The organism is Streptomyces sp. NC-S4 (genome assembly GCF_054353315.1).
The window spans coordinates 4372428-4395871 of the sequence record NZ_CM135937.1 but is presented as its reverse complement, the minus strand read 5'-3'; the positions used below and the strand labels follow the sequence as shown (position 1 = coordinate 4395871).

The 23444-nt window shown below is 70.0% G+C and carries 26 protein-coding genes; 13 read left to right on the top strand and 13 right to left on the bottom strand.

Features of this window, described 5'->3' with window-relative positions; genetic code table 11:
* The first annotated feature begins 11 nt into the window (after positions 1-11).
* Positions 12-1472 (top strand): glycosyltransferase family 87 protein, encoded by a 1461-nt coding sequence (locus ACXNSR_RS19605; protein WP_458636851.1) that lies wholly within the window; start codon positions 12-14, stop codon positions 1470-1472.
* Positions 1473-1482: 10 nt separating this feature from the next.
* Here ACXNSR_RS19605 and ACXNSR_RS19600 read toward each other — a convergent pair whose 3' ends face one another.
* From ACXNSR_RS19600 to ACXNSR_RS19590, 3 genes are all read right to left on the bottom strand, one after another.
* Positions 1483-2514, bottom strand: a complete 1032-nt coding sequence (locus ACXNSR_RS19600; protein ID WP_329100213.1) for an alanine racemase — start codon at positions 2512-2514, stop codon at positions 1483-1485.
* Positions 2515-2591: 77 nt separating this feature from the next.
* Positions 2592-3710, bottom strand: coding sequence for a lipid II:glycine glycyltransferase FemX (locus ACXNSR_RS19595; protein ID WP_458636850.1), 1119 nt, complete (start codon positions 3708-3710; stop codon positions 2592-2594).
* A 141-nt stretch (positions 3711-3851) separates the two neighbouring features.
* The gene (locus ACXNSR_RS19590; RefSeq protein ID WP_030008388.1) at positions 3852-4154 is read right to left on the bottom strand and encodes a hypothetical protein; all 303 of its coding nucleotides are present in this window, start codon (positions 4152-4154) and stop codon (positions 3852-3854) included.
* A 251-nt stretch (positions 4155-4405) separates the two neighbouring features.
* Between ACXNSR_RS19590 and rpsF the strand changes: the two genes are divergently transcribed.
* The 4 genes from rpsF (at position 4406) to rplI (ending at position 6106) form a co-directional block, all read left to right on the top strand.
* Positions 4406-4696, top strand: a complete 291-nt coding sequence (rpsF, locus tag ACXNSR_RS19585) for a 30S ribosomal protein S6 (RefSeq protein ID WP_004950685.1) — start codon at positions 4406-4408, stop codon at positions 4694-4696.
* 72 nt (positions 4697-4768) lie between these two features.
* The gene (locus ACXNSR_RS19580; protein WP_031156060.1) at positions 4769-5362 is read left to right on the top strand and encodes a single-stranded DNA-binding protein; all 594 of its coding nucleotides are present in this window, start codon (positions 4769-4771) and stop codon (positions 5360-5362) included.
* A 42-nt stretch (positions 5363-5404) separates the two neighbouring features.
* Complete coding sequence (gene rpsR / locus ACXNSR_RS19575; protein WP_005315025.1) at positions 5405-5641, top strand: 30S ribosomal protein S18; 237 nt, start codon at positions 5405-5407, stop codon at positions 5639-5641.
* An 18-nt stretch (positions 5642-5659) separates the two neighbouring features.
* Positions 5660-6106 (top strand): 50S ribosomal protein L9, encoded by a 447-nt coding sequence (rplI, locus tag ACXNSR_RS19570; RefSeq protein ID WP_030008386.1) that lies wholly within the window; start codon positions 5660-5662, stop codon positions 6104-6106.
* Between the two features lie 131 nt (positions 6107-6237).
* Here rplI and ACXNSR_RS19565 read toward each other — a convergent pair whose 3' ends face one another.
* Positions 6238-7575 carry an MATE family efflux transporter gene (locus tag ACXNSR_RS19565; RefSeq protein WP_458636849.1) on the bottom strand — a complete coding sequence of 446 codons (1338 nt, stop codon included), beginning with the start codon at positions 7573-7575 and terminating at the stop codon, positions 6238-6240.
* Between the two features lie 452 nt (positions 7576-8027).
* On the opposite strand from ACXNSR_RS19565, the gene dnaB reads away from it, so the two are divergent.
* Together dnaB and ACXNSR_RS19555 are read left to right on the top strand one after the other, a co-directional pair.
* Positions 8028-9494 carry a replicative DNA helicase gene (dnaB, locus tag ACXNSR_RS19560; protein WP_109779476.1) on the top strand — a complete coding sequence of 489 codons (1467 nt, stop codon included), beginning with the start codon at positions 8028-8030 and terminating at the stop codon, positions 9492-9494.
* 9 nt (positions 9495-9503) lie between these two features.
* The gene (locus ACXNSR_RS19555; RefSeq protein WP_458636848.1) at positions 9504-10889 is read left to right on the top strand and encodes a serine hydrolase domain-containing protein; all 1386 of its coding nucleotides are present in this window, start codon (positions 9504-9506) and stop codon (positions 10887-10889) included.
* 26 nt (positions 10890-10915) lie between these two features.
* Here ACXNSR_RS19555 and ACXNSR_RS19550 read toward each other — a convergent pair whose 3' ends face one another.
* The 3 genes from ACXNSR_RS19550 to ACXNSR_RS19540 are packed head-to-tail and all read right to left on the bottom strand — an operon-like array spanning position 10916 to position 13511.
* Entirely contained in the window at positions 10916-12085 is a 1170-nt protein-coding gene (locus ACXNSR_RS19550; RefSeq protein ID WP_458636847.1) for a winged helix DNA-binding domain-containing protein, read from the bottom strand.
* Between the two features lie 56 nt (positions 12086-12141).
* Positions 12142-12603, bottom strand: a complete 462-nt coding sequence (locus ACXNSR_RS19545; protein ID WP_458636846.1) for an N-acetyltransferase family protein — start codon at positions 12601-12603, stop codon at positions 12142-12144.
* Between the two features lie 14 nt (positions 12604-12617).
* Positions 12618-13511: a GNAT family N-acetyltransferase gene (locus ACXNSR_RS19540; RefSeq protein WP_458636845.1), complete on the bottom strand. Its 894-nt coding sequence runs from the start codon at positions 13509-13511 to the stop codon at positions 12618-12620.
* 155 nt (positions 13512-13666) lie between these two features.
* On the opposite strand from ACXNSR_RS19540, the gene ACXNSR_RS19535 reads away from it, so the two are divergent.
* Both ACXNSR_RS19535 and ACXNSR_RS19530 read left to right on the top strand, forming a co-directional pair.
* Positions 13667-14317, top strand: a complete 651-nt coding sequence (locus ACXNSR_RS19535; RefSeq protein WP_458636844.1) for an HAD family hydrolase — start codon at positions 13667-13669, stop codon at positions 14315-14317.
* A gap of 121 nt (positions 14318-14438) precedes the next feature.
* Positions 14439-15647: a globin domain-containing protein gene (locus tag ACXNSR_RS19530; protein WP_458636843.1), complete on the top strand. Its 1209-nt coding sequence runs from the start codon at positions 14439-14441 to the stop codon at positions 15645-15647.
* 33 nt (positions 15648-15680) lie between these two features.
* Here the strand turns inward: ACXNSR_RS19530 and ACXNSR_RS19525 are convergent, their stop codons facing one another.
* The 5 genes from ACXNSR_RS19525 to ACXNSR_RS19505 form a co-directional block, all read right to left on the bottom strand.
* Positions 15681-16160, bottom strand: a complete 480-nt coding sequence (locus ACXNSR_RS19525; RefSeq protein WP_189737920.1) for an NUDIX domain-containing protein — start codon at positions 16158-16160, stop codon at positions 15681-15683.
* Positions 16161-16221: 61 nt separating this feature from the next.
* A complete protein-coding gene (locus tag ACXNSR_RS19520; protein ID WP_458636842.1) occupies positions 16222-17127 on the bottom strand; it encodes a LysR family transcriptional regulator in 906 nt (301 codons plus the stop codon).
* A gap of 187 nt (positions 17128-17314) precedes the next feature.
* Complete coding sequence (locus ACXNSR_RS19515; RefSeq protein ID WP_458636841.1) at positions 17315-18475, bottom strand: cystathionine gamma-lyase; 1161 nt, start codon at positions 18473-18475, stop codon at positions 17315-17317.
* The gene (locus tag ACXNSR_RS19510) at positions 18472-18963 is read right to left on the bottom strand and encodes a low molecular weight protein-tyrosine-phosphatase (RefSeq protein WP_458636840.1); all 492 of its coding nucleotides are present in this window, start codon (positions 18961-18963) and stop codon (positions 18472-18474) included. The genes ACXNSR_RS19515 and ACXNSR_RS19510 overlap by 4 nt, the downstream gene beginning before the upstream one ends.
* 11 nt (positions 18964-18974) lie before the next feature.
* Positions 18975-19355 carry a phage holin family protein gene (locus tag ACXNSR_RS19505; protein ID WP_030713863.1) on the bottom strand — a complete coding sequence of 127 codons (381 nt, stop codon included), beginning with the start codon at positions 19353-19355 and terminating at the stop codon, positions 18975-18977.
* 89 nt (positions 19356-19444) lie between these two features.
* On the opposite strand from ACXNSR_RS19505, the gene ACXNSR_RS19500 reads away from it, so the two are divergent.
* The 4 genes from ACXNSR_RS19500 (at position 19445) to ACXNSR_RS19485 (ending at position 21742) form a co-directional block, all read left to right on the top strand.
* On the top strand, positions 19445-19762 hold the full coding sequence (locus ACXNSR_RS19500) for a cupin domain-containing protein (RefSeq protein ID WP_150258223.1): 318 nt from the start codon (positions 19445-19447) through the stop codon (positions 19760-19762).
* A gap of 162 nt (positions 19763-19924) precedes the next feature.
* Positions 19925-20152: a DUF5326 family protein gene (locus ACXNSR_RS19495; RefSeq protein WP_458636839.1), complete on the top strand. Its 228-nt coding sequence runs from the start codon at positions 19925-19927 to the stop codon at positions 20150-20152.
* Between the two features lie 296 nt (positions 20153-20448).
* Positions 20449-21195 carry an IclR family transcriptional regulator gene (locus ACXNSR_RS19490; RefSeq protein WP_458636838.1) on the top strand — a complete coding sequence of 249 codons (747 nt, stop codon included), beginning with the start codon at positions 20449-20451 and terminating at the stop codon, positions 21193-21195.
* 97 nt (positions 21196-21292) lie between these two features.
* Positions 21293-21742: an SsgA family sporulation/cell division regulator gene (locus ACXNSR_RS19485; RefSeq protein WP_030008369.1), complete on the top strand. Its 450-nt coding sequence runs from the start codon at positions 21293-21295 to the stop codon at positions 21740-21742.
* A 71-nt stretch (positions 21743-21813) separates the two neighbouring features.
* Here the strand turns inward: ACXNSR_RS19485 and ACXNSR_RS19480 are convergent, their stop codons facing one another.
* On the bottom strand, positions 21814-23280 hold the full coding sequence (locus ACXNSR_RS19480; RefSeq protein WP_458636837.1) for a YibE/F family protein: 1467 nt from the start codon (positions 23278-23280) through the stop codon (positions 21814-21816).
* Positions 23281-23444 lie beyond the last annotated feature (164 nt).

Genomic DNA, 23444 nt, shown 5'->3' with positions numbered 1-23444 from the left:
AGGATGAGCCCATGACCAAGGTGCACGAGGACAGCCCCGTACTGCCGACGCAGCAGGACGAGGTCGCCGCAGCCGGCAGTGAGCTCATCGGCGGCCCGCTCGGCCGCTACGCCCGGCTCGGCGGGCACTGGCTGGGGCCGGTCCGGGTCGTGGCGCTGGTCGCCATCGGCATGTTCGCGCTCGGCATGGTCCAGAAGCTGCCCTGCTACGACTGGGCCTGGTTCCGGGGGGCGGGCTCGCAGTACACCCACGCCTGCTACTCCGACATCCCGCACCTGTACGCGGTACGCGGCTTCGCCGACAACCTGACGCCCTACTTCGACCGGCTCCCCGGCGACATGGAGTATCTGGAATATCCGGTGCTCACCGGGCTCTTCATGGAGATCGCCTCCTGGCTGACCCCCGGCAGCGGCTCCATGCAGCACCGCGAGCAGATGTACTGGATGGTCAACGCGGGCATGCTGATGGCCTGCGCGGCCGTCATCGCCGTGTGCGTCGCCCGCACCCACCGCCACCGCCCGTGGGACGCCCTGCTCTTCGCCCTGGCGCCCGCCTTCGCCCTGACGGCGACGATCAACTGGGACCTGCTGGCCATCGCCCTGACCGCCGCCGGCATGCTCATGTGGTCCCGCGGCCGGACGGTCCTCTTCGGCGTCCTCATCGGCCTGGCCACCGCGGCCAAGCTCTACCCCGTACTGCTGCTCGGGGCGCTGTTCGTGCTCTGCTGGCGGGCCGGGAAGTGGCGCGCCTTCGGCGCCGCCGTGCTCGGCGCGGCCGGGGCCTGGCTCGTGGTCAACCTGCCGGTCATGCTCTTCGCGTGGGACGGCTGGAAGAAGTTCTACACCTTCAGCCAGGAACGGCCCATCGACTACGGCTCGGTGTGGCTGCTGATCTCCCAGCGCTCGGGCAACTCGCTGGAAGGCGCCAACACGTACGCGACCGGACTGACGCTCCTGCTGTGCGGGGCCGTCGGCCTGCTCGCCCTGACCGCCCCGCGCCGGCCGCGCTTCGCACAGCTGGTCTTCCTCGTGGTCGCCGCCTTCATCCTGTGCAACAAGGTCTACTCGCCGCAGTACGTGCTGTGGCTCATCCCGCTCGCCGCACTGGCCCGGCCGCGCTGGCGGGACTTCCTGATCTGGCAGGCCGGCGAGGTCGTGTACTTCCTCGGGATCTGGTTCTACCTCGCCTACACGGCCAGCGGCGACAAGCACCAGGGCCTGCCCGTGGAGGGCTACCAGCTGGCGATCACCGCCCACCTGCTGACCACGCTGTACCTGTGCGCGGTCATCGTCCGGGACATCCTGATGCCCGAGCGGGACGTCGTACGCCGAGACGGCTCGGACGACCCCTCCGGTGGCGTCCTGGACGGCGCGGAGGACGTGTTCGTGCTGTCGGACGCGGCGAGGGCGCCGCAGTACGCGACGCCCTCGGATGGACAGCGGGTCGCCTGGGGCACGAGCTCCCAGGACTGACCGGTCGGACTCAGGCGTCGAGCACCCGGTCGAACTGCGTGGTGGTGTGTCGCAGGTGCGCCACCAGCTCGTCGCCGACCTTCGGCTCGGTCGCGTCCGAGGGCACGAACAGGATCGACACCTGCATGTGCGGCGGCTCCGCGAACCAGCGCTGCTTGCCCGCCCACACGAAAGGCGAAAGGTTCCGGTTGACCGTGGCCAGACCCGCCCGGGCGACGCCCTTGGCGCGCGGCATCACACCGTGGAGCGCCTTGGGGGCCTCCAGACCCACCCCGTGCGAGGTGCCGCCGGCGACCACGACGAGCCAGCCGTCGGAGGCCGCCTTCTGCTGCCGGTAGCCGAACCGGTCGCCCTTGGCCACGCGCGTGACGTCGAGGACCGCACCGCGGTACTCGGTGGCCTCGTGGTCGCCCAGCCACAGCCGGGTGCCGATCCGGGCCCGGAAGCGGGTCTGCGGGAACTGCTGCTGCAGCCGTGCGAGCTCCGCCGCCCGCAGGTGGCTGACGAACATGGTGTGCAGCGGCAGCCGGGCCGCGCGCAGCCGGTCCATCCAGCCGATGACCTCCTCGACGGCGTCCGAGCCGTCCGGGCGGTCCAGGGGCAGGTGCAGGGCGAAGCCCTCCAGCCGGACGTCCTCGATGGCGGCGTGCAGCTGGCCGAGGTCCTGCTCCGAGATGCCGTGGCGGCGCATCGAGCTCATGCACTCGATGACCACCCTGGCCCCCACCAGACCGCGCACCCCGTCCAGCGACGCGACCGAACGGATGACCCGGTCGGGCAGCGGCACCGGGTCCTCGCCCCGCCGGAACGGGGTGAGGACGAGCAGGTCGCCGCCGAACCAGTCCTTGATGCTGGAGGCCTCGTACGTCGTGCCCACGGCCAGGATGTCGGCGCCCATACGGGTCGCCTCCTCGCAGAGCCGCTCGTGGCCGAAGCCGTAGCCGTTGCCCTTGCAGACCGGGACCAGCCCGGGGAACTGGTCCTGGATCTGCTTCTGGTGCGCACGCCAGCGCGCGGTGTCGACGTAGAGCGTGAGCGCCATGCCCGTCCGGAACCTCTCCTGAGAAGCTGCCTGGTGCAGCGGTGCGGTGTGTACGTGTGGGGCGGGGTGGGGCCGGGTCAGCGTCGCGACATGTAGATGTCGAGGGCCTTGTGCAGCATCTTGTTGAGCGGGAAGTCCCACTCGCCGACGTACTCCACGGCCTCGCCGCCCGTACCGACCTTGAACTGGATCAGCCCGAACAGGTGATCGTTCTCGTCCAGCGTGTCAGAAATACCGCGCAAGTCGTACACGCTTGCGCCGAGCGCGTACGAGTCGCGCAGCATGCGCCACTGCATCGCGTTCGAGGGGCGGACCTCGCGCTTGTGGTTGGCGGAGGCGCCGTACGAGTACCAGACGTGCTGGCCGACGGTGAGCATCGTGGCGGCGGCCAGCGGCTCTCCCTCGTGCGTGGCGATGTAGAGCCGCATCCGGTTGGGGTCCTCGGAGTTGAGGGCCGTCCACTGGCGCTGGAAGTAGCTGAGCGGACGCGGGCGGAACTTGTCGCGCTCGGCCGTGATCTCGTACAGGTGCTGCCAGGTCGGCAGGTCGTCGTAGCCGCCCTGGACGACCTCGACACCGGCCTTCTCGGCCTTCTTGATGTTGCGGCGCCACAGCTGGTTGAAGCCCTTGAGGACGTCGTCCAGCGAGCGGTTGGCCAGCGGTACCTGGAAGACGTAGCGCGGCTGGACGTCACCGAAGCCGGCGCCGCCGTCCTCGGCCTGCTGCCAGCCCATGCGGCGCAGCTTGTCCGACACCTCGAAGGCGCGGGGCTCGATGACCGAGGCCTCCACGTCGCGCAGGCGCTTCACGTTCGGGTCCTGGATACCGGCCTTGATGGCGGCCGAGTTCCAGCGGCGGATGACGACGGGCGGGCCCATCTTCACGGTGAAGGCGCCCTGCTGCTTGAGGTGCGCCAGCATCGGCTGGAGCCACTCCTCCAGGTTCGGGGCGTACCAGTTGATGACCGGGCCCTCGGGCAGGTACGCGAGGTACCGCTTCACCTTGGGCAGCTGCCGGTACAGCACCAGGGCCGCTCCGACGAGTTCGTCGGACTCGTTGAACCATCCGAGGTTCTCGGAACGCCACTCGTTCTTCACGTCGGCCCACGCCGGGACCTGGCAGTGGCTCGCCGAGGGCAGGCTCTGGAGGTAACCCAGATGCTGCTCTCGGCTGATGGTCCTCAGGGACAGGCTCATGCGGGGCGTCTCCTCCGGCGGCTTCGCTGCTATGGCGCGAAGCCTACTGCGACAGGGGCGCCACCCTTCTGGGGGACGGGCCGTGGGCCCGGGCCGGTGCGTGGCCGGCGCCCTGCCGCGGAGGTGTCCCGGTCGGCCCGGTCAGCCCCCGAAGAGGCCGCCGTGGAACATGCCGAGGTAGAAGCCGATGGCAGACGCGCCAAGGCCGATGATCAGCGCGAAGCGCTCGCGTGTCGTGACGGAGACGAACTGTCCGTACGCGCCGGTCAGGATCCCGATCAGCCCGGCCCACGAGCTGATCAGGTGCAGGTTGTGGAAGAAGGCCGTGACGAACGCCACGGCGCCGAGGGTCAGAGTGACCGCCATCAGGGTGTCCTGCAGCGGGTGGGGCTTGCCGTCGGTGGAGAGCAGGGAGATCTGAGGGGGCCGCATTGCCTGTGCCATCGGAAGGGCACCTCCTGGCTGAAGCTGGCGGTGCTGCGGGCTGTCTCCGGCGAGGGGCCGGGGTCATAGCACCGAGCACACCCGATGGATACAGATTGTGGCCCTCTCCCGGCGGATTTCAACCGGAAGGACGCGAGCAGGTAGTCTGTACAGCTGCGCGGTGTCTGCTCTGCGGACGCCGTGCTCACGCATCACGACCCTCCTGCCACGGAACGACCGTGGCCGCTGAGTCCAAAGGAGGTGGGTTCCACATGCGTCACTACGAAGTGATGGTCATCCTCGACCCCGATCTCGAGGAGCGCGCTGTCTCCCCGCTGATCGAGAACTTCCTCTCCGTCGTCCGTGAGGGCAACGGAAAGGTCGAGAAGGTCGACACCTGGGGCCGTCGTCGTCTCGCTTACGAGATCAAGAAGAAGCCCGAGGGCATCTACTCGGTCATCGACCTTCAGGCCGAGCCTGCGGTCGTCAAGGAGCTTGACCGACAGATGAACCTGAACGAGTCGGTTCTCCGGACCAAGGTCCTTCGCCCCGAGACCCACTGAACTTCGGTTCAGCGGTAATCGGGATCGAGTAGCACAGCAGCCCAGCAGCAATCCCCGCCGAGAGGTTCATCCATGGCAGGCGAGACCGTCATCACGGTCGTCGGCAATCTCGTCGACGACCCCGAGCTGCGCTTCACCCCCTCGGGTGCGGCGGTCGCGAAGTTCCGTGTCGCGTCCACCCCCCGCACCTTCGACCGCCAGACCAATGAGTGGAAGGACGGCGAGAGCCTGTTCCTGACCTGCTCGGTGTGGCGGCAGGCGGCGGAGAACGTCGCCGAGTCCCTCCAGCGAGGCATGCGCGTCATCGTGCAGGGCCGGCTGAGGCAGCGGTCGTACGAGGACCGTGAGGGTGTCAAGCGCACGGTCTACGAGCTGGACGTCGAGGAAGTCGGCCCCAGCCTGAAGAACGCCACGGCCAAGGTCGCCAAGACCACCGGTCGCGGTGGCCAGGGTGGATACGGCGGCGGCGGTCAGCAGCAGGGTGGCGGCGGCGGTGGCTGGGGCGGAGCCCCCAGCGGCGGCCAGCAGGGCGGCGGAGCTCCCTCCGACGACCCGTGGGCGTCCAGCGCGCCGGCCGGTGGCCAGCAGCAGGGCGGCGGCGGGGGCGGCTGGGGCGGAAGCTCCGGCGGCTCCGGCGGTGGCTACTCGGACGAGCCGCCCTTCTAGGGCAGCTCCATCCAAACTTCTTGATCACACAGGAGAGACACAATGGCGAAGCCGCCTGTGCGCAAGCCTAAGAAGAAGGTCTGCGCATTCTGCAAGGACAAGACCGCGTACGTGGACTACAAGGACACGAACATGCTGCGGAAGTTCATTTCCGACCGCGGCAAGATCCGTGCCCGCCGCGTTACCGGCAACTGCACGCAGCACCAGCGTGACGTCGCCACGGCCGTGAAGAACAGCCGTGAGATGGCGCTGCTGCCCTACACGTCCACCGCGCGATAAGGAAAGGGTGACCGACTAATGAAGATCATCCTGACCCACGAGGTTTCTGGCCTCGGTGCCGCCGGCGATGTCGTCGACGTCAAGGACGGTTACGCTCGCAACTACCTGGTCCCGCGTGGTTTCGCGATCCGCTGGACCAAGGGTGGCGAGAAGGACGTGGCGCAGATCCGCCGCGCCCGCAAGATCCACGAGATCGCGACCATCGAGCAGGCCAACGAGGTCAAGGCCAAGCTCGAGGGTGTCAAGGTCCGTCTGGCCACCCGTGCGGGTGACGCCGGTCGTCTCTTCGGCTCCGTGACCCCGGCCGACATCGCCACGGCGATCGAGTCCTCGGGCGGCCCGAAGGTCGACAAGCGCCGCGTGGAGCTCGGCTCCCCGATCAAGACCCTCGGTTCGTACCAGGTCTCCGTGCGTCTGCACGCCGACGTGGCCGCGAACGTGGGCATCGAGGTCGTCGCCGCCTAAGGGCTGCGCTCGAAGGGCCGCACCCCGACGGGGTGCGGCCCTTCGTCGTTGCCGGGCGCTGTTTCACGTGAAACATGCCGGGTGCGGCCCGCGGTGTTTCACGTGAAACACGGCTCGGGTCAGGCCGTCCGCTAGCGAGTGGCTCCCGCGATCAGCCACCGGCCCGAACCGGCCCGCAGCCGAAGAGTGATCATCCGGACCACCATCATCAGCGTCATGGCCCACCAGAGCGCCGTGAGGCCGCCGCCCAGGATCGGCACGAGCAGTGCGGCGGGGGCGAAGGCGGCCAGCGTCAGGAGCATGGCCCGGGCCAGGTAGCGGCCGTCTCCGGCGCCCATCAGGACCCCGTCGAGCACGAAGACGATGCCGGAGACGGGCTGGGAGAGGGCCACGACCAGCAGGGCCGGCAGCAGGGCCGCCTCGACCGCCGGATCGCTGGTGAACAGCGGGACGAACACCGGGCGGGCCAGGACGACCAGCAGGCCGAGCACCACGCCCGAGGCGATCCCCCACTGGACCATGCGGCGGCAGACGGCCCTGGCGCCGTCGGTGTCGCTCGCGCCCAGGTAGCGGCCGATGATCGCCTGCCCGGCGATCGCTATGGCGTCCAGGGCGAAGGCGAGCAGGCTCCACAGGGAGAGCAGGATCTGGTGGGCGGCGATGTCGGCGTCGCCGAGCCGGGCGGCCACGGCGGTGGCGATCAGCAGGATCGCCCGCAGCGACAGGGTGCGGACCAGCAGCGGAGCGCCCGCCTGGGCACAGGCCCGGATACCCGCGGAGTCGGGGCGCAGCGAGGCGCCGTGGCGCCGGGCCCCGCGGACGACCACCACGAGGTAGGCGGCGGCCATGGCGCACTGGGCGATGACCGTTCCCCAGGCGGAGCCGGCGATGCCGAGCCCCGCACCGTAGACCAGGGCGGCGTTCAGGCCCGCGTTGAGGGCGAAGCCGCCGATGGCCACGTAGAGCGGCGTACGGGTGTCCTGGAGCCCGCGGATGACCCCGGTGGCGGCCAGGACCATGAGCATGGCCGGGATGCCGAGAGCGGAGATCCGCAGATAGGTGATCGCGTACGGGGCCACCGTGTCGGAGGCCCCGAAGAGCGAGACCAGTGAAGGGGTCGCGGGAACCACCACGGCGACGACGGCCGCGCCCAGCAGCAGGGCGAGCCAGATCCCGTCGATCCCCTGTCGGATCGCTGCCTGGAGGTCTCCTGCGCCGACGCGGCGGGAGACGGCCGCGGTGGTGGCGTAGGCGAGGAAGACGAAGACGCTCACGGCGGTGGTGAGCACCGCCGCGGCGATGCCGAGACCGGCCAGCTGAGGGGTGCCGAGGTGTCCCACGATGGCGCTGTCGGCCATCACGAAGAGGGGCTCGGCGACCAGTGCGCCGAAGGCGGGGAGAGCGAGTGCGAAGATCTCGCGGTCGTGCCGTCCCGGCCCTGCCTTGGGTGCTGCGACAGCCTGTGTCATGCGCTCAATCTAATCTTCCACAGGTAATGGATGCAACTGCCTTTGGATCCTTACTGGCGCGTTGACTTGGGCGTTCCTCACACCTCGTTGGAGGCGATCTTGGGGCAGTGTCCAAGAATTTTCTCCACTGCTGCGCCCGGAGGGGGAAACTGCAGGTCAGGTGGGGTAACTGGGTGGGCCGGGTGATTTTGTCCACAGCGTCGTCCCCCGGTCCGTACACAGCTTCCGGCGAGTTACCCACAGCATTGGCGCCGTCATCCACATGTCATCCACACAGCCTGTGGATAACAAGATTGGCTGACGCCGCTCTCGGGCCTACCGTGGTGCGTTGCCCGACCCGCCGACAGTGGATTCGGGTGCCCCAAATGTCAGAGCCGTGTCGTAGAAAGAGTGACACGGCGAGGTCCGCGTTGCGGACGGGAGGAGGCGGCCCGGTGAGCATGCCCGAGCCCATGGACGACCCCTGGGCCGACAGCGGTCCGGGTGACCGTCTGCCCGCCCGTCCGCGCCGTAACAGCGAAGGCCGCGGCCGCGGGGACGAACAGCACGACCGAGGGCGCGAGGGCGGCTCCTGGGACTCCGGCGGTGGCGGCGGCTTCGAGCGCGTCCCTCCCCAGGACCTCGACGCCGAGCAGTCGGTGCTCGGCGGCATGCTGCTGTCCAAGGACGCCATCGCGGATGTGGTCGAGGTCCTCAAGGGCCACGACTTCTACCGGCCCTCGCACGAGACGATCTACCAGGCCATCCTCGACCTGTACGCCAAGGGCGAGCCGGCCGACCCGATCACCATCGGCGCCGAGCTCACCCGGCGCGGCGAGATCAGCAAGGTGGGCGGGGCCTCGTACCTGCACACCCTGGTCCAGTCCGTGCCGACCGCGGCGAACGCCGAGTACTACGCGGAGATCGTCCACGAGCGGGCCGTGCTGCGCCGTCTGGTCGCCGCCGGCACGAAGATCACGCAGATGGGCTACGCGGCCGACGGTGACGTCGACGAGATCGTCAACAGCGCCCAGGCCGAGATCTACGCCGTCACCGAGCAGCGGACCTCCGAGGACTACCTGCCGCTCGGCGACATCATGGAGGGCGCCCTCGACGAGATCGAGGCGATCGGCTCCCGCAGCGGCCAGATGTCGGGTGTACCCACCGGCTTCACGGACCTCGACTCGCTGACCAACGGCCTGCACCCGGGCCAGATGATCGTCATCGCCGCCCGTCCCGCCATGGGCAAGTCCACCCTCGCCCTGGACTTCGCCCGGGCGTGCTCCATCAAGAGCAACCTGCCGAGCGTGATCTTCTCCCTCGAAATGGGGCGCAACGAGATCGCCATGCGCCTCCTCTCGGCGGAGGCCCGGGTCGCGCTCCACCACATGCGCTCGGGCACGATGACGGACGACGACTGGACCCGGCTCGCCCGCCGGATGCCGGACGTCTCCGCCGCCCCGCTCTACATCGACGACTCCCCCAACCTGTCGATGATGGAGATCCGGGCCAAGTGCCGCCGGCTCAAGCAGCGCAACGACCTCTCGCTCGTGGTCATCGACTACCTCCAGCTGATGCAGTCGGGCGGTTCGCGCCGCCCCGAGAGCCGTCAGCAGGAAGTTTCGGACATGTCCCGAAACCTCAAGCTGCTGGCCAAGGAGCTGGAGGTCCCCGTGATCGCCCTCTCCCAGCTGAACCGTGGTCCGGAACAGCGCACCGACAAGAAGCCGATGGTCTCCGACCTGCGTGAGTCGGGTTCCATCGAGCAGGACGCCGACATGGTGATCCTGCTGCACCGCGAGGACGCGTACGAGAAGGAGTCCCCCCGCGCGGGTGAGGCGGACCTGATCGTGGCGAAGCACCGTAACGGCCCCACGGCCACCATCACGGTGGCCTTCCAGGGCCACTACTCGCGCTTCGTGGACATGGCCAACACGTAGCATCCGATCATGGATGAGTCTGCTGAAGACCTGGAACTTCTCCCTGCCACCCGGCGCGCGCTGAGGCACCGGATCGCCGTCGCACAGAGCGAAGGGCGGGCTCCTTCCGTGGTGGCGGCCGTCCTGCGGGGCGGGGAGGTGGTCTGGGAGGGCTCCCGGACCTCGGTCGAGGGACACGGCCCGGACGGCGACGTCCAGTACCGGATCGGTTCGATCACCAAGACGTTCACGGCGGTCCTCGTGATGCGGCTGCGGGACGAGGGCCTCGTCTCGCTCGCCGATCCACTGGAGAAGCACCTGCCGGGGACCGGCGCCGGTCGGGCGACCATCGCCCAATTGCTCTCCCACACCGGCGGGTTGGCCGCGGAGACGCCCGGCGAGTGGTGGGAGCGCACGCCCGGTGAGCAGCGTCCCGAGCTGGGCGACGTCCTGGGGGAGGAGCCGTTCAAGCTGGTGCCGGGAACCAGGCACCACTACTCCAACCCCGGTTACACCCTGCTGGGTTCACTGGTGGAGGCGGTGCGCGGCAGGCCCTGGGAAGAGGTGCTGCGGACCGAAGTGCTGGAGCCGCTGGGGCTGGAGCGCACGAGCGGACACCCGCGGGCCCCGCACGCCGGCGGCTGGGCGGTGCATCCCTGGGCGGACGTGATGATGCCCGAACCGCTGGAGGACCTGGGGCTGATGGCCGCGGCCGGTCGGCTGTGGTCCACGACCCGGGACCTGGCCCGGTTCGCCGACTTCCTTCTGCGCGGTGACGAGCGCGTCCTGTGCGCCGAGTCCGTACGGGAGATGCGGACGGCGGCCGCGCCCCCGGAGCCCGGTCTCGCCGAGCTGGGCTACGGGCTGGGCATGCAGCTGATGGCCGTCGGCGCACGCAGGCTCGCGGGGCACAGCGGATCGCTGCCCGGCTTCGTGGCGGGGCTGTGGCTGAGCGAGGCGGACGACGTGGCGGCGGTGGTGCTGGCGAACTGCACCTCGGGACTTCCGGCCTCGGCCGTGGCCGCGGATCTCGTGGGGATCGTGGCGGACGCCGAACCGCGTTTCCCGCGGCCCTGGAGGCCGTTCCTGGAGTCGGACCACGTGCCGCTCGAACTGTGCGGCCCCTGGTACTGGGGCACTTCGGCCCACGTGGTGCGCCTGACCGCGGACGGTCTCCTGGAACTTGGGCCGGTGGGCGCGAGCGGGCGCACATCTCGCTTCCGGGCGGAGCCGGACGGCAGCTGGACCGGGCTCTTCGGCTACTACGCAGGTGAGACGCTGCGGGCGGTGCGCCGTGCGGACGGCTCGGTGAGCCATCTCGACCTGGCGTCCTTCGTGTTCACCCGGGAGCCCTACGACGCCGATGCCCCGGTGCCCGGCGGGGTGGACCCGCAGGGCTGGCGGGGCATCGGCTGACAGACCGGGTCCGGCTCCGTGCCGGATCAGGCGACGAGTTCCCGCTCCAGCGGAGTACGGAAGCGCGGGGTGATCCGGGCCTCTCCCACCCAGGCGGCGAGCCGCGCGGCTTCGGCGGTGATCGCCTGCTCGGCGGCTCGGCCGGGGCTGCCCAGCAGCCGCCAGACGATCTCGCCGTCGGAGCGCTGTGCCCAGCCTCCGACGATCTCGCCGTTCCACCACACGGTGGGGCCGATGTTGCCGGCGTAGTCGAACAGAGCGCTCCTGTGGGCAGGGTCGAGGTGGAAAGCACGGTCGGCCCAGCCCATGCCGGTGGGGTCGAGGCCGGGCAGCAGCGCCGCCCAGGGCTCCGGAGCCGGTTCGGGCCCGGTGTCCCCGGGGCTGACCAGGGCGTTGCTGCCGTCCTCCAGGCGGACCTGGTCGGAGCCCGCGGCGGCGAGTGCCTTGCGGACGTCCGTGAGGGTCCAGCCCGTCCACCACTTGAGGTCGGCCTCGGTGGCGGGACCGTACGCGCGCAGCCATCGGCGGGCGATCTCGGTGCGTGCCTCGGCGGCGGGTACGGCGGGCCAGGGCTCGGTGTGGACCCAGCGGTACTGGCTGGAGGTCCATGAGCCGCGTGGTCGGTCACGGCGGATCCGGCCGTCGGCGGCGAGCAGCCGGATGACCCGGGTGGCTACACCCTGCTCGGTCTCGTACTTCTTGCCGCGGCTGATGGTGATCTTCTGGCGCAGCGCGGGTACGGCCGCGGACAGCTGGCTGCCGGTGGAGGGGCCGTGGGCGTCGAGTGCGTCGAGTGCGGCGGCCTCCGCGTCGGCGAGCCACGTGGCGTCGAGCCCCTGTCCGTCCTCGTCGAGGTGCTTGAGGAGGGTGCGGCGCTCCTTCACGGCGATCGCGCGGGCGGTGGAGGCGTCGACGTGCGGGGCGAGTTCGGCGGAGACCGCGAAGAGCGTGTTGCGCATGCTGAGCAGGCGTACGAGGCTCACGTCCTCGTAGAGCGCCCGCTCGACCACGTCCGGGCCGCCTTCGGCGAGCCGGGCCCGCGCCGACAGGAAGACGGTCGCGGCGTCGGTGGCGTGCAGGGCGACGACGGAGTCCGCCGTCTGCGCGACGGTCGCGGCGCGGGCCGACGGAGCCAGACGGTGGCGTCGGCCGAGCCGGTGGCGTCGCTCGGCGGTGGTGACGAGAGGGAGGCTCATCCTCCCGATCGTAGGCCGGGCCGCCGACACGGCGACCCGGCGTGCCGGAACGCCCGTCAGAGCTGGAGCTTGAACCCGACGTGCGACGCGGTGAACCCGAGTCGTTCGTAGAACCGGTGCGCATCGGTGCGGGTCACGTCCGAAGTCAGCTGCACCAGAGCGCAGTTCTCGGCCCGGGACTTCTCGACGGCCCATTCGATGAACCGGGTGCCCAGACCGCCGCCGCGTTCGTCGGCGTGTACGCGGACGCCCTCGATGATGGAACGGGTGGCCCCCTTGCGGGAGAGTCCCGGGACGATCGTCAGCTGGAGGGTACCCACGACGCGGCCGGCGCGGACGGCGACGACCAGGTGCTGGTTCGGGTCGTCCGTGAGGCGCTTCAGGGCTGCGAGGTACGGAGCGAGGTCGTCCGGGGACTCGCGGGCGGCGCCGAGCGGGTCGTCGGCCAGCATGGCGACGATGGCGGGCACGTCGGCCTCGGTGGCAGGCCGGATCGTCAGTTCGGGGGTGTCGGTCATGGTGTGTTCTCCTCTCAGCCCGCGGCCACGGTGAGCGGCGCCCACCGGCGGGTCCAGTCTCCGGGCAGGCCGGGGATGCCCCGGGTCATGACGGCGTTGAAGGCCACTGAGGCAAGGCCCCGGTCCTTGAGCCAAACGAGGAGTTCCTCGTGCCGTACGTCGACATCGGTGCGCAGCACCCGGTCGGTGCTGAGCGCGAGCGCGGTGACCAGTGACTGGGCGGTCGCGGTGTCGTGGGCGATGAGCGGGCCGATGACCTGGGTGTGCATATTGGGCCAGGCTGCGGCGTAGCCGGTGAGTGCGCCGTCTTCGGAGCGGTCCTCGGCGACGACGAGCCGGTCGGCGAAGGCGGGCAGCCGGGTGATCATGTGCGTGCGGTCGGTGCCGAAGACCTCTGCGTCCAGCCGCAGGATGCGGGGGAGGTCCTCGGCGGTCGCCGGCCGGACTCGGGATGTGCCGTACGTGCGGGGGGTGTCCTCGTGCCGGAAGGTGCCCGTCAGCATTTCGGCGCGGCCGGTGGTCTCGAAGCCCAGCTCTTCGTAGAGGGGGCGCCCGTAGGGAGTGGCGTGCAGGGTGAGGGGGATGCCCTCGAGCACGTCGTCGCAGACATGCGTCATCAGGCGGCGGCCCAGGCCCTGGCGGGCGAAGCGGTCGGCCACGAGAACCATCCCGATGGCGGCGAGCTCCGGTCCGGCATGGGTGTCGCCGTAGTGGGTGACGACGCAGGCGGCCGCGAGCCCCCGGCCGTCCGGGGCATCGACGCCGTAGCCGTTTCCGGCGGCGAGGAGCAGACGCCACTTGTGGTCCTCGCGGAGCCATCCGCGATCTTCGGACAGGTCGGCGCAGCGGCGGAGATCGTCCACGGTCAGCGCCCGGATCGGTAGATCGGTGAGGTGTGGTGGTGTCACCTGGCCCAGACTGGATCATGGACTGGGAGCCGTCCAGAGGGTTTGGGGTCGGATGTTTCACGTGAAACACCAGGTCCCCCGGTACGGGCCGCCGGTCGATGTTTCACGTGAAACACGGTGTTTCACGTGAAACGGACCGACTAGCCTCGTTGGCCATGACCCTTCTGCACCTCTTCGACCTCGACGGAACGCTGATGTACGGATCGGCAGCGCCGGTCGAGATCTCCCGCCAACTCGGGCTGAGCGCCGAGATCGCCGAGCTGGAACGCGCCTTCGGCGCGCAGAAGATGGGGCCGCACCAGTTCTCCGTGGCCGCCCACGCCCTCTGGGCCGATCTGACGCCCGCGCACGTCCGGGCGGCATTCGACGGGGCTCCCTGGCTCGCGGGGATCCGGGACGTGTGGCAGGAGATCAGGGAACGCGGGGACTACTGCGCGGTGATCTCCCTGTCACCGTCGTTCTTCGTGGAACTGCTGCTGGAGTGGGGTGCGCATGCCGCGCACGGCTCGGTCTTCCCGGAGGTGCCGTTCACCCGTCCCGTGGAGGAGTCCGGGATCCTGACACCCGAGGGCAAGGTCGGGGTGGCGGACCGGCTCTGTGCGCAGTTCGGAGTCAGCCGGGCCGACTGCGTCGCGTACGGGGATTCGGTGACCGACGCGATGCTCTTCGAGGTGGTGCCGGTCTCGGTCGCGGTGAATGCGAGGCCCTATCTCGCGGAACGTGCCACCCATGTCTACGAGGGCCGGGACCTTCGGGACGCATACCAGCTCGTAGGGCTGACGCGCCCGGGAGTTGACGCATCTTAGGAGGAAAGGGGGTTCGAATCGCGGATTTTCTGCATTTCCCCGCAGGCCTCAGAGTCGGCTGGCACGCTGTGAAACCCGGAACCACGGATTCACTGGCCGTGGCGTGTGCAGACCGACCGAGATGCTCGAAGCGAGGCACCGCATGGACGCTCCGCCCACCAGATCGGACAGACGCGAATCGGCCCGGATATCCGGCGAGGGCAGTGCGATCGAGCCCTCACCGGATGCCGTACTCATCCGCCGGACCCTCGCGGAGATCGCCCCCGTCGCCGACAAGGTGACCTCGTACTTCTACGCTCTGGTGTTCACCGGGCATCCGGAAGTGCGCGGCATGTTCCCCGCCGCCATGGACGTACAGCGGGACCGGCTGCTGAAGGCACTGCTGACCGCCGCCGAGCACATCGACAATCCCGCCGTCCTCGTTCCCTATCTGCGCCGCTTGGGCGCCGGGCACCGCAAGTACGGCACGATGGCCGGTCATTATCCGGCGGTGGGTGAGGCCCTCGTCGGGGCACTGTCCCGGTACGCGCGGGACAGCTGGGGGCCCGGGACACAGGCCGCCTGGGTGCGGGCGTACACCGCGATCTCCCAGATCATGATCGACGCGGCGGCGGAGGAAGAGGCCAAGACCCCGCCGTGGTGGCACGCCGAAGTGGTCTCCCACGATCTGCGGACCCCGGACATCGCGGTACTGACGGTCCGCCCCGACCAGCCCTACGCCTTCGTCGCAGGCCAGTACGCGAGCCTGGAGACCCCGTGGTGGCCGCGGGTGTGGCGGCACTACTCCTTCGCCTCGGCGCCGCGGGCCGACGGGCTGCTGTCCTTCCACGTCAAGGCCGTCCCCGCGGGCTGGGTCTCCAACGCGCTGGTGCGCCACGCCCGCCCGGGGGACGTACTGCGCCTGGGACCGCCGGCCGGGTCGATGGTGGTGGACCACACCACGGACAACGGCATGCTGTGCCTGGGCGGGGGCACCGGGATCGCTCCCATCAAGGCACTGATCGAGGACGTGGCCGAGCACGGCGAGCGGCGCCCGGTCGAGGTGTTCTTCGGGGCCCGCAGCGACAGCGACCTCTACGACAAGGACACGCTGCTGGGGCTCCAGCGCTCACACCCGTGGCTGTCGGTGCGCCCGGTGGTCGGCGACGGGCTGGCCGGACAGCTGCCGCACGCGGTGGGCGAACACGGGCCGTGGAGGTCGTACGACGCCTTCATCTCCGGCCCGCCCGCGATGATCCGCAACGGAGTGGACGAGCTCCTGCGGATCGGCATCCCCGGCGAGCGGATCCGGCATGACGCCGTGGAGGAGCTGGCCGGCATCGCCGACTGAGACCGGAGGCAGCCCGCCGGTCTCAGCCCGGCCTCAGCCCAGGTCGGGAGCGTGCATGGCCCGGACACCCTCGATATTGCCGTCGAGATAGTGCCGCAGGGACAGCGGGACGAGATGGACGGCGGCGATGCCCACCCGGCTGAAGGGCACGCGGACGATCTCGTACTCGCCCTCGGGCTCGTCGACCTCGGGGCCGTGCCGGAGGTTCGGGTCCATCGATTCGAGGCGGCAGACGAAGAAGTGCTGCACCTTCACGCCGGTCACCCCCCTGTCGGCGATGTGCTCGACGGTGTCGACGAAGCAGGGCACCACATCGGTGATCTTCGCGCCGAGTTCTTCGTGGACTTCCCGGTGGAGGGCGTCGACGACGGTGGGGTCCGAGGGCTCCACTCCGCCGCCGGGGGTGAGCCAGTACGGATCGACGCCGGGCCTGGTGCGTTTGATGAGGATCAGGTCGTCACCGTCGAGCAGGATCGCGCGGGCGGTGCGTTTGACCACGGGACGTTCGGTCATGGGAGAAGAGTGGCCCGCCACTCCGCTTCTGAAACGCGCCACGGGCCGGAAAAGGGCGGGATCACCAGTGCACCGCGGCATCCAGCAGCCGGTCGTGCGCCCGGGCGAGATGGGCGAGGGCCAGGCTCCCGGTCCGTACGACCAGGAACCAGGTGCGCAGCGGCGGCACCGCGGGCTCCGCCAGGGCCACGATCCGACCGCTGTCGAGGGCGTCCTGGCACAGGTAGCGGGGCAGGACGGCAAGACCGGCGCCGGCCCGGACGCACTCCAGTACGGCCCGCAGGTCGGGTACGACCACGGTGGCGGCCAGGGACCTGGCGTCCGGCAGCGCATCGAAGACGGCGGCCCAGTACCGGGTGACGAGGGGCAGGCGCTCGTGGACCTCGACGAGCGGGATGCCGTCCAGCGCGGCGGTCCCCTCCTCGCGCAGCCGGTCCGTGTCGACGAGGGCGGCCCAGTAGGGCGCGGCGACCAGGACGTGTTCCTCGTCGCACAGTGCGGTGGCGGTGAAGAGCTCGCCCCGGGGGTGGGTGGTGGTGACGACGAGGTCGTGGTGGCCGGCGGCGAGACCGTCGAGGGTGGCCTCGGCATCGGTCTGCGGGGCGGCGCGCAGGGTGTGTCCCTGGCCGACCAGGAGGGCGAGGGCGGGGAGCACGCGCAGGCACAGGAATTCGGGAGGCCCGGCGACGTGGAGGGTGCGTAACGCGCCGGCGGCCTCCCGCCCGGCCTCGGCGATCCGCAGCAGGGCGTCGAGGTGCGGGGCGGCCTTGTGGGCCAGCTCGTCGCCGACGGCGGTGGGGGTGACGCCCCGGGCCCGGCGGTGGAACAGCGGGCGCCCCAACTGGCGTTCCAGGGTGCGGATCTGCGAGGTCACGGCGGGCTGGGACAGTCCGAGCAAGGTGGCCGCGCGCGTGAACGAGCCGGCCCGGTGGACGGCGACGAAGGTGCGCAGCAGGGTCAGGTCCATCGCTGCACCTCTCGGTGGGGGCCTTCAACTATAAATATGCAGATAGCTCCCTGTCGTTACCGTGATTGGACACTGACGCACGGTCAACTAGCCTTGTCGCGTGGTTCTTCGCGCGCGGAACCCGGGGCGGTCCGAGCCACCAGGGGGGAGGCTCGGACCGCTGTGCACGGCCACGCACGCTCCCGGTTCAGGCCTTGGCGCCCGCGTGGTCCAGGGCGCGCAGCACGTCCGCGACCAGGTCCTCGGTGTCCTCGGCGCCGGCGGAGAAGCGGATGAAGCCCTCCGGCACGGCGTCGCCGCCCCAGCGTCCGCGCCGCTCGGCGGTGGACCGTACCCCGCCGAAACTCGTGGCGTCCTCGACCAGGCGCAGGGCGGCCATGAACCGCTCCGCGTGCGCGCGGTCGGGCAGGGTGAAGGAGACCACCGACCCGAAGCCCCGCATCTGCCGGGCGGCCGTCTTGTGGGAGCGGTCCGTGGGAAGCCCCGGGTAGCGCAGCCCGCGCACGTCCGTCCGATGTGTCAGCGCCTCGGCGACGGCCAGCGCGTTGGTCCACTGCCGATGAGTGCGCAGCTGGATCGTGGCGAGGGAGCGGTGCGCGAGCCAGGCCTCCATGGGCCCCGGGATCGCTCCGACGATCTTGCGCCAGCGCCGGACGCGGGCGGCGAGCTCCGGATCGCGGCAGACGACGTACCCGAGCAGGACGTCGCCGTGGCCGGTGAGGCCCTTGGTGCCGCTCGCCACCGAGAAGTCCGCCCCCAGCTCCAGGGGCCGCTGCCCGAGCGGGGTGGCCAGGGTGTTGTCGACGGCGACCAGGGTCCGGCCGGCGTGTGCCGCGTCCACGAGGCGGCGTACGTCGCACACGTCGAGCCCGGGGTTCGAAGGGGTCTCGATCCACAGCAGCCGGGCCCCTTCGAGGGCCGCGAGCTGTGCGTCGTCGCCGGTCGGAGCGGTGCGTACGTGGATCCCGTACGCCTCCAGCTGCTCGCGCAGCAGGGGCAGGGCCTGGTAGCCGTCGTCGGGCAGGACCACGGTGTCGCCGGTGTGCGCCTGCGAGAGGAGGACGGCGGAGACCGCCGCCATGCCGGAGGCGAAGACGATCGTGTGCACCTCCTCGCCGGGGGCCTCCAGTTCCCCGATCGCCCGTTCCAGCAGCGTCCAGGTGGGGTTGGTGTCGCGCCCGTAGGCGTAGGGGCCTTCGACGTCGCCGGGGAGGTGGAAATGGGCCGCGAAGACCGGTCCGGGCAGCGGCGGTTCGTTCTTGACGGCCTCGGGCAGTCCGGCCCTCACGGCCCGGGTGCCGTCGCCGAGCGGGGCCGATCCGGCCTCCAGTGGGGCGTATTCGTTCACGCGGTGTGCTCCTTCACGGCGGCGCGTACGGCGTCCAGCAGGCCGGGGCTTGCGGCCTCGACCAGCTCCAGGCACTCCTCGAACCCGTCGAGCGGCCCGTAGTAAGGATCCGGCACGTCGGTCTCCGCGGCCGGGGCCGCCGGATCGTACGACCGCAGCAGCCGCACCTTGGCGGCGTCCTGCGCAGTGGGCGCCAGTGCCCGCAGGTCCCGCAGGTGCCCGGCGTCGAGTGCGATGACGAGGTCCAGGCGGGCGAACCAGGAGGAGCGGAACAGGCGGGCGCGGTGGTCCTGCTCGTAGCCGGCCGCCTCCAGGACGGCGATGGTGCGCGGATCGGCACCGTCCCCCTCGTGCCAGCCGCCGGTCCCCGCGCTGTCCACCTCGACCAGGGTGTCGAGGCCGGCGGCCGCCACGTGGGCACGGAAGACCGACTCGGCCATGGGGGAGCGGCATATGTTGCCCGTGCAGACGAAGCAGACGCGGTACATGGCAGGCCCGTTCAGTTCTTGTCGGGCAGGACCATGTTCATGGCCCAGGAGACGATGGAGATGATCAGGCCGCCGAGCAGCGCGGTCCAGAAGCCGTCGACGTGGAAACTGAGGTCGAGCTTCGAGGCCAGCCACGAGGTCAGCAGCAGCATCAGGGCGTTCACGACAAGGGTGAAAAGGCCGAGAGTGAGGATGAACAGCGGCAGCGAGAGCAGCTTCACCAACGGCTTGACGAGCAGGTTGACCAGGCCGAAGACCAGAGCGACCAGGATCAGGGTCAGCGCCCGTCGGCCCGTGCTGCTGCCGTCGTCGAGGGTGATGCCGGAAAGCAGCCAGATGGCGACGGCCAGGGCCGCCGCATTGGCGAGCGTCTTGACTACGAAATTCGTCATGTGTCTGATCGTGGCAGAGAAGATCCCGGTGGGACATCCGCAGATCAGCGGATGCAAGGGAACGATCGAGTACAAGGGGCACAACGACGATGAAAGCCTTCCGGCTTGACGAGCTCGAAGCGGAGCGGGCCGCGAACGACGGCGCCTATCTGCAGTTCCTGCGCGAGCGGAACATGTCGGTCGGGCTCTACGCGCTCGACGCCGGACAGACCGATCCGCAGCTGCCGCACCGGCAGGACGAGGTGTACTTCGTGGTCAGCGGCCGGGCCTCGATCACGGTCGGGGAGGAGACGACGACGGTGGCCCGCGGCAGCGTCGTCTACGTGCCGGCGGGTGTCGCGCACAAGTTCCACCACATCACCGAGGACCTCAAGGTGATGGTGGTGTTCTCCCCGCCGGAGGGATGAGGAGCCCGCCCGCAGCCCGCATGAGGGTCGCGGCCCCGATCCCCCTAAGGGGCGGATCAGGGGACTCCGAGGGCTCGCGGACCCCGATCCGGGGCCCTGGACTCCTAGCATCGAGAGCAGGAAGTAGCGGACGAAGTCACGGACGAGGAAGAGGTCGAGGACATGGACGGCATCCGGGAGATATTCGCAGGCATGCCCTGGTGGGTTAAGTGGGTCGCGGTTCCGCTGCTGGCCCTCTTCGTCTTCGGCGGGGTGATCACCAGCATCCTGGGCGCGCTGATCGGGTTCGTCTTCAAGCTGCTCCTCTTCGTCGGCCTCGTCGGCGGCCTGGTCTTCGTCGTGAAGAAGTTCAGCGGCGGCGGTTCGAAGACCTCTTCCGGCCAGTGGTAGCCAGGAGCGGTCCGGTCGGCTCCGGGATTGAGCCAGGCGAGGGAACATGACGCGCTGAACGGCTCACATCCCCGGAATCGGTGGATAGAGTGGCAATCTATGCCGTTCCCTGGACACCGAAAGCCGGTACCGCCGCTCCGATCCGCCGCCCTGACCTGCGGCGACGTGGACGAGCCGCCCGAGTACGACCCCCAGGATCCACGGCACGCGCGGGGGCGGCCCCCGCAGGGCGGGCCTCCCCGAAGGCCCGCCGCCACGCCTGGGGGTGAGCTTTGTCTCCGGTTCACAACGCCGGTGTGCCGACTCTGATCGGTTCCGTGCAGCGCGCGCTGAGGCTGCTCGAAGCGGCCGGGTCCCATAGCGGGGGAGCCCCGGCGAAACAGCTGGCGCGCGAGGCCGGGCTTCCGCTTCCCACCGCGTACCACCTGCTGCGCACACTGACGCACGAGGGTTATCTGCGCAGGGTGCGCGGTGTGTTCGTACTGGGGGAGGCCGCGGAGCGGCTCGCCCGTGGGGGACTCCAGCAGAAACGTCGCAGCATGATCCTCGACTCGCTCGCGTACTTCCGTGACACGGTCGGGGCCCCCGTCTACTTCGCGGTCTACCGTGAGGGTGAGATCGAGGTCGTGGGTGTCTCGGACACTCCGGCCAGCCCGGCCTGCGAGGAGTGGGCCGACTTCCGTGAGACCGGCCATGCGCACGCCATCGGGCAGTGCCTGCTCGGGCAACTCGACGAGAAGACGCGCAAGGACTACTACGACCGTCATCCGGTCGAGGCCATCACCCCCTACACCGTCCGCGATCTGCGGTCCCTGGAAAACCGGATCGGGGCGCTGGGGCGAATGCAGCCGGTGGTCGAACGTCAGGAATATGCCCTCGGCACGATCTGCGCCGCCATCCCCATTACGGCAGGCGATACGGTCGCGACCATGGCCATTTCTCTACCTCTCCACCAAGAGGAGAGATTGCTCTATGTAGTCGATCGGCTACGGAGTGAAGTAGGCGCGCTGTTGAGCACCCTCTCCTTCTCTATCAGTATCTGAAAACTCACTCCTTGTGATCTGCTACCGCTTCCACCACTCTTGTCAAGTGGGTCCTGGGGGATCATTCCTGGCCACTTCAACTACAGCGGGGTAGTCAATGCGCGAGTCGGTACAGGCAGAGGTCATGATGAGCTTCCTCGTTTCCGAGGAGCTCTCGTTCCGGATTCCGGTGGAACTCCGGTACGACGCACGCGACCCCTACGCGGTCCGCCTGACCTTCCACCTTCCTGGAGACGCGCCCGTGACCTGGGCGTTCGGCCGGGAGCTCCTCCTCGACGGCATCAACAAGCCATGCGGTGACGGCGATGTGCACATCGCCCCCACCCACCCGGAGGACCTGTCCGACGTCCACATCCGCCTGCAGGTCGGCGGCGACCGGGCCCTGTTCCGCGCCAGCGCGGCGCCGCTCGTCGCGTTCCTCGACCGCACCGACCGGATCGTTCCGCTCGGACAGGAGCGCAATCTGGGCGACTTCGAGGAGAACCTCGACGAGGCCCTCGGCAAGATCCTCGCCGAATCGCAGCAGAACGAACAGAACGCCGGCTGACCGTCGGGCGGCCGCTGTTCCGATCGGCCGGCCGCTGGTCCGGCCGAGCGCGCGGCCGGTCCGCCGCCCGCTCAGCGCTTGCGCCGCCGGCCCCGGCCGCGGACCGGCCCCGAGGCCGGGGCGCCGGCCGGGGATCCCGGCCGGTCGGCAGAAACCACCAGCGCGGCCAGCGCCGTTGTCACGGGGACCGAGGCCACCAGACCGATCGAGCCCACGAGGGTCCGTACGATCTCCTCCGCCACCAGCTCGCTGTTGGCCACCGAACCCATGCTGCTGTTCGCGATCGAGAACAACAGGAGCAGTGGCAGTGCGGCACCCGCGTAGGCCAGCACCAGCGTGTTGACCACCGACGCGATGTGGTCGCGGCCGATCCTGATGGCCGCGCGGTAGAGAGAGCGTGGCCCCATCGAGGGATCCGCGTGGTGCAGTTCCCACACCGCCGACGTCTGGGTGACCGTCACGTCGTCGAGCACGCCCAGCGACCCGATGATCACGCCTGCGAGCAGCAAACCGCTCATGTCGATGTCCGGGTACAGCCCGTGGATCAGCCCGGTGTTGTCGTCGGTGTTGCCGCTGAGGAACGCCCAGTCGATGAAGCCGGAGCCGAGCAGCCCGATCAGCAGCAGCGAGACGAGCGTGCCGAGTACGGCCACGGAGGTGCGGGCGGTCAGTCCGTGGCACATGTAGAGCGCGATCAGCATGATGGCGCTCGCCCCGACCACCGCGACGACCAGCGGATTCGAACCCTGCAGGATGGCCGGGAGGATGAAGAGGGTCAGCACGCCGAAGCTGACCACCAGCGCGACCAGCGCGAACAGCCCGCGCATCCGCCCGACGACGACGACCGCGACCGCGAAGATGCCGGCCAGCAGCGCCATCGGGAGCTTGCGGTTCACGTCGATCACCGAGTACTGGAGGTCGCGCGGGGCGTCCGGCGCGTACGCCACCACCACCTCCTGGCCGTCCTCCAACTGCCGTGGCGCGCCGGGCTGGACGACCTCCACGAAGGTGCGGCCCTTGTCCGGGCCGCTGGTGACCTCGACGGTGGCCTTCTTGCACTCACCGGTCTGCTCGGCCTGCGCCTGGCGGCCCTCGGGAGTGGAAGGAGCCGCGGTCGTCGGCACCTGGGAGGCGTTCACGGACTTGCAGTCGACCTGTTCGAGCGAGGTGACCACGCCCTGCTGCGTCTGCCGGTCGAAGCCCACCCCCGTGCGCTCGTGGCCGGGGGCGCCGCCCGGCCAGAGCACGGCCATCCCGACGAAGACGGCCACGGCGAAGGGGATCAGTACGGCGGCGATGACCTTGCGCAGGTGCTTCGAGACGGGGGCCGCCGGGCCGTGGCCATGGCTGTGGCCGTGGCCGTGGTTGTGGGGCGGACTCGGGGGGTGCCCGTCCGAGCTGCCCTTCGAGCCATCGTGGGAGTGCCCGTCGGAGTGTCTGTCGACGTGCCCGTCGGACGGTCCGGGGCCCGCATGCGCGTGGCCGTTGTGGCCATGGGGCTCTGTGTGCTCGATGGGGGGCTGCGGCGAGGGCGTCACCAGCAGATCATCGCAAGAGATGAGGGGGCCCACTGTTCAGCACGCCATGGATGACGCTAGCGTGGGGGCACCTTTGCACAACGCGGGAGCTCGGAGCACCGGGCTGAGAGGACGCTGATCACCGTACGGGCATCTCGGATGCCTGCGGGAAGAGGCTGCGTCGA

Excerpts from the sequence above, each read along its gene's own strand:
- dnaB (WP_109779476.1), top strand. The coding sequence starts at position 8,028 with ATGGACGACCCCTGGGCCGACAGCGGTCCGGGTGACCGTCTGCCCGCC.
- ACXNSR_RS19520 (WP_458636842.1), bottom strand. The coding sequence starts at position 17,127 with ATGGACCTGACCCTGCTGCGCACCTTCGTCGCCGTCCACCGGGCCGGC.
- ACXNSR_RS19565 (WP_458636849.1), bottom strand. The coding sequence starts at position 7,575 with ATGACACAGGCTGTCGCAGCACCCAAGGCAGGGCCGGGACGGCACGAC.
- ACXNSR_RS19545 (WP_458636846.1), bottom strand. The coding sequence starts at position 12,603 with ATGACCGACACCCCCGAACTGACGATCCGGCCTGCCACCGAGGCCGAC.
- ACXNSR_RS19605 (WP_458636851.1), top strand. The coding sequence starts at position 12 with ATGACCAAGGTGCACGAGGACAGCCCCGTACTGCCGACGCAGCAGGAC.
- ACXNSR_RS19525 (WP_189737920.1), bottom strand. The coding sequence starts at position 16,160 with ATGACCGAACGTCCCGTGGTCAAACGCACCGCCCGCGCGATCCTGCTC.
- ACXNSR_RS19555 (WP_458636848.1), top strand. The coding sequence starts at position 9,504 with ATGGATGAGTCTGCTGAAGACCTGGAACTTCTCCCTGCCACCCGGCGC.
- ACXNSR_RS19510 (WP_458636840.1), bottom strand. The coding sequence starts at position 18,963 with ATGTACCGCGTCTGCTTCGTCTGCACGGGCAACATATGCCGCTCCCCC.
- ACXNSR_RS19600 (WP_329100213.1), bottom strand. The coding sequence starts at position 2,514 with ATGGCGCTCACGCTCTACGTCGACACCGCGCGCTGGCGTGCGCACCAG.
- ACXNSR_RS19595 (WP_458636850.1), bottom strand. The coding sequence starts at position 3,710 with ATGAGCCTGTCCCTGAGGACCATCAGCCGAGAGCAGCATCTGGGTTAC.
- ACXNSR_RS19590 (WP_030008388.1), bottom strand. The coding sequence starts at position 4,154 with ATGGCACAGGCAATGCGGCCCCCTCAGATCTCCCTGCTCTCCACCGAC.
- ACXNSR_RS19500 (WP_150258223.1), top strand. The coding sequence starts at position 19,445 with ATGAAAGCCTTCCGGCTTGACGAGCTCGAAGCGGAGCGGGCCGCGAAC.
- ACXNSR_RS19505 (WP_030713863.1), bottom strand. The coding sequence starts at position 19,355 with ATGACGAATTTCGTAGTCAAGACGCTCGCCAATGCGGCGGCCCTGGCC.
- rplI (WP_030008386.1), top strand. The coding sequence starts at position 5,660 with ATGAAGATCATCCTGACCCACGAGGTTTCTGGCCTCGGTGCCGCCGGC.
- ACXNSR_RS19495 (WP_458636839.1), top strand. The coding sequence starts at position 19,925 with ATGGACGGCATCCGGGAGATATTCGCAGGCATGCCCTGGTGGGTTAAG.
- ACXNSR_RS19530 (WP_458636843.1), top strand. The coding sequence starts at position 14,439 with ATGCTCGAAGCGAGGCACCGCATGGACGCTCCGCCCACCAGATCGGAC.
- ACXNSR_RS19580 (WP_031156060.1), top strand. The coding sequence starts at position 4,769 with ATGGCAGGCGAGACCGTCATCACGGTCGTCGGCAATCTCGTCGACGAC.
- ACXNSR_RS19485 (WP_030008369.1), top strand. The coding sequence starts at position 21,293 with ATGCGCGAGTCGGTACAGGCAGAGGTCATGATGAGCTTCCTCGTTTCC.
- rpsR (WP_005315025.1), top strand. The coding sequence starts at position 5,405 with ATGGCGAAGCCGCCTGTGCGCAAGCCTAAGAAGAAGGTCTGCGCATTC.
- ACXNSR_RS19535 (WP_458636844.1), top strand. The coding sequence starts at position 13,667 with ATGACCCTTCTGCACCTCTTCGACCTCGACGGAACGCTGATGTACGGA.
- rpsF (WP_004950685.1), top strand. The coding sequence starts at position 4,406 with ATGCGTCACTACGAAGTGATGGTCATCCTCGACCCCGATCTCGAGGAG.
- ACXNSR_RS19550 (WP_458636847.1), bottom strand. The coding sequence starts at position 12,085 with ATGAGCCTCCCTCTCGTCACCACCGCCGAGCGACGCCACCGGCTCGGC.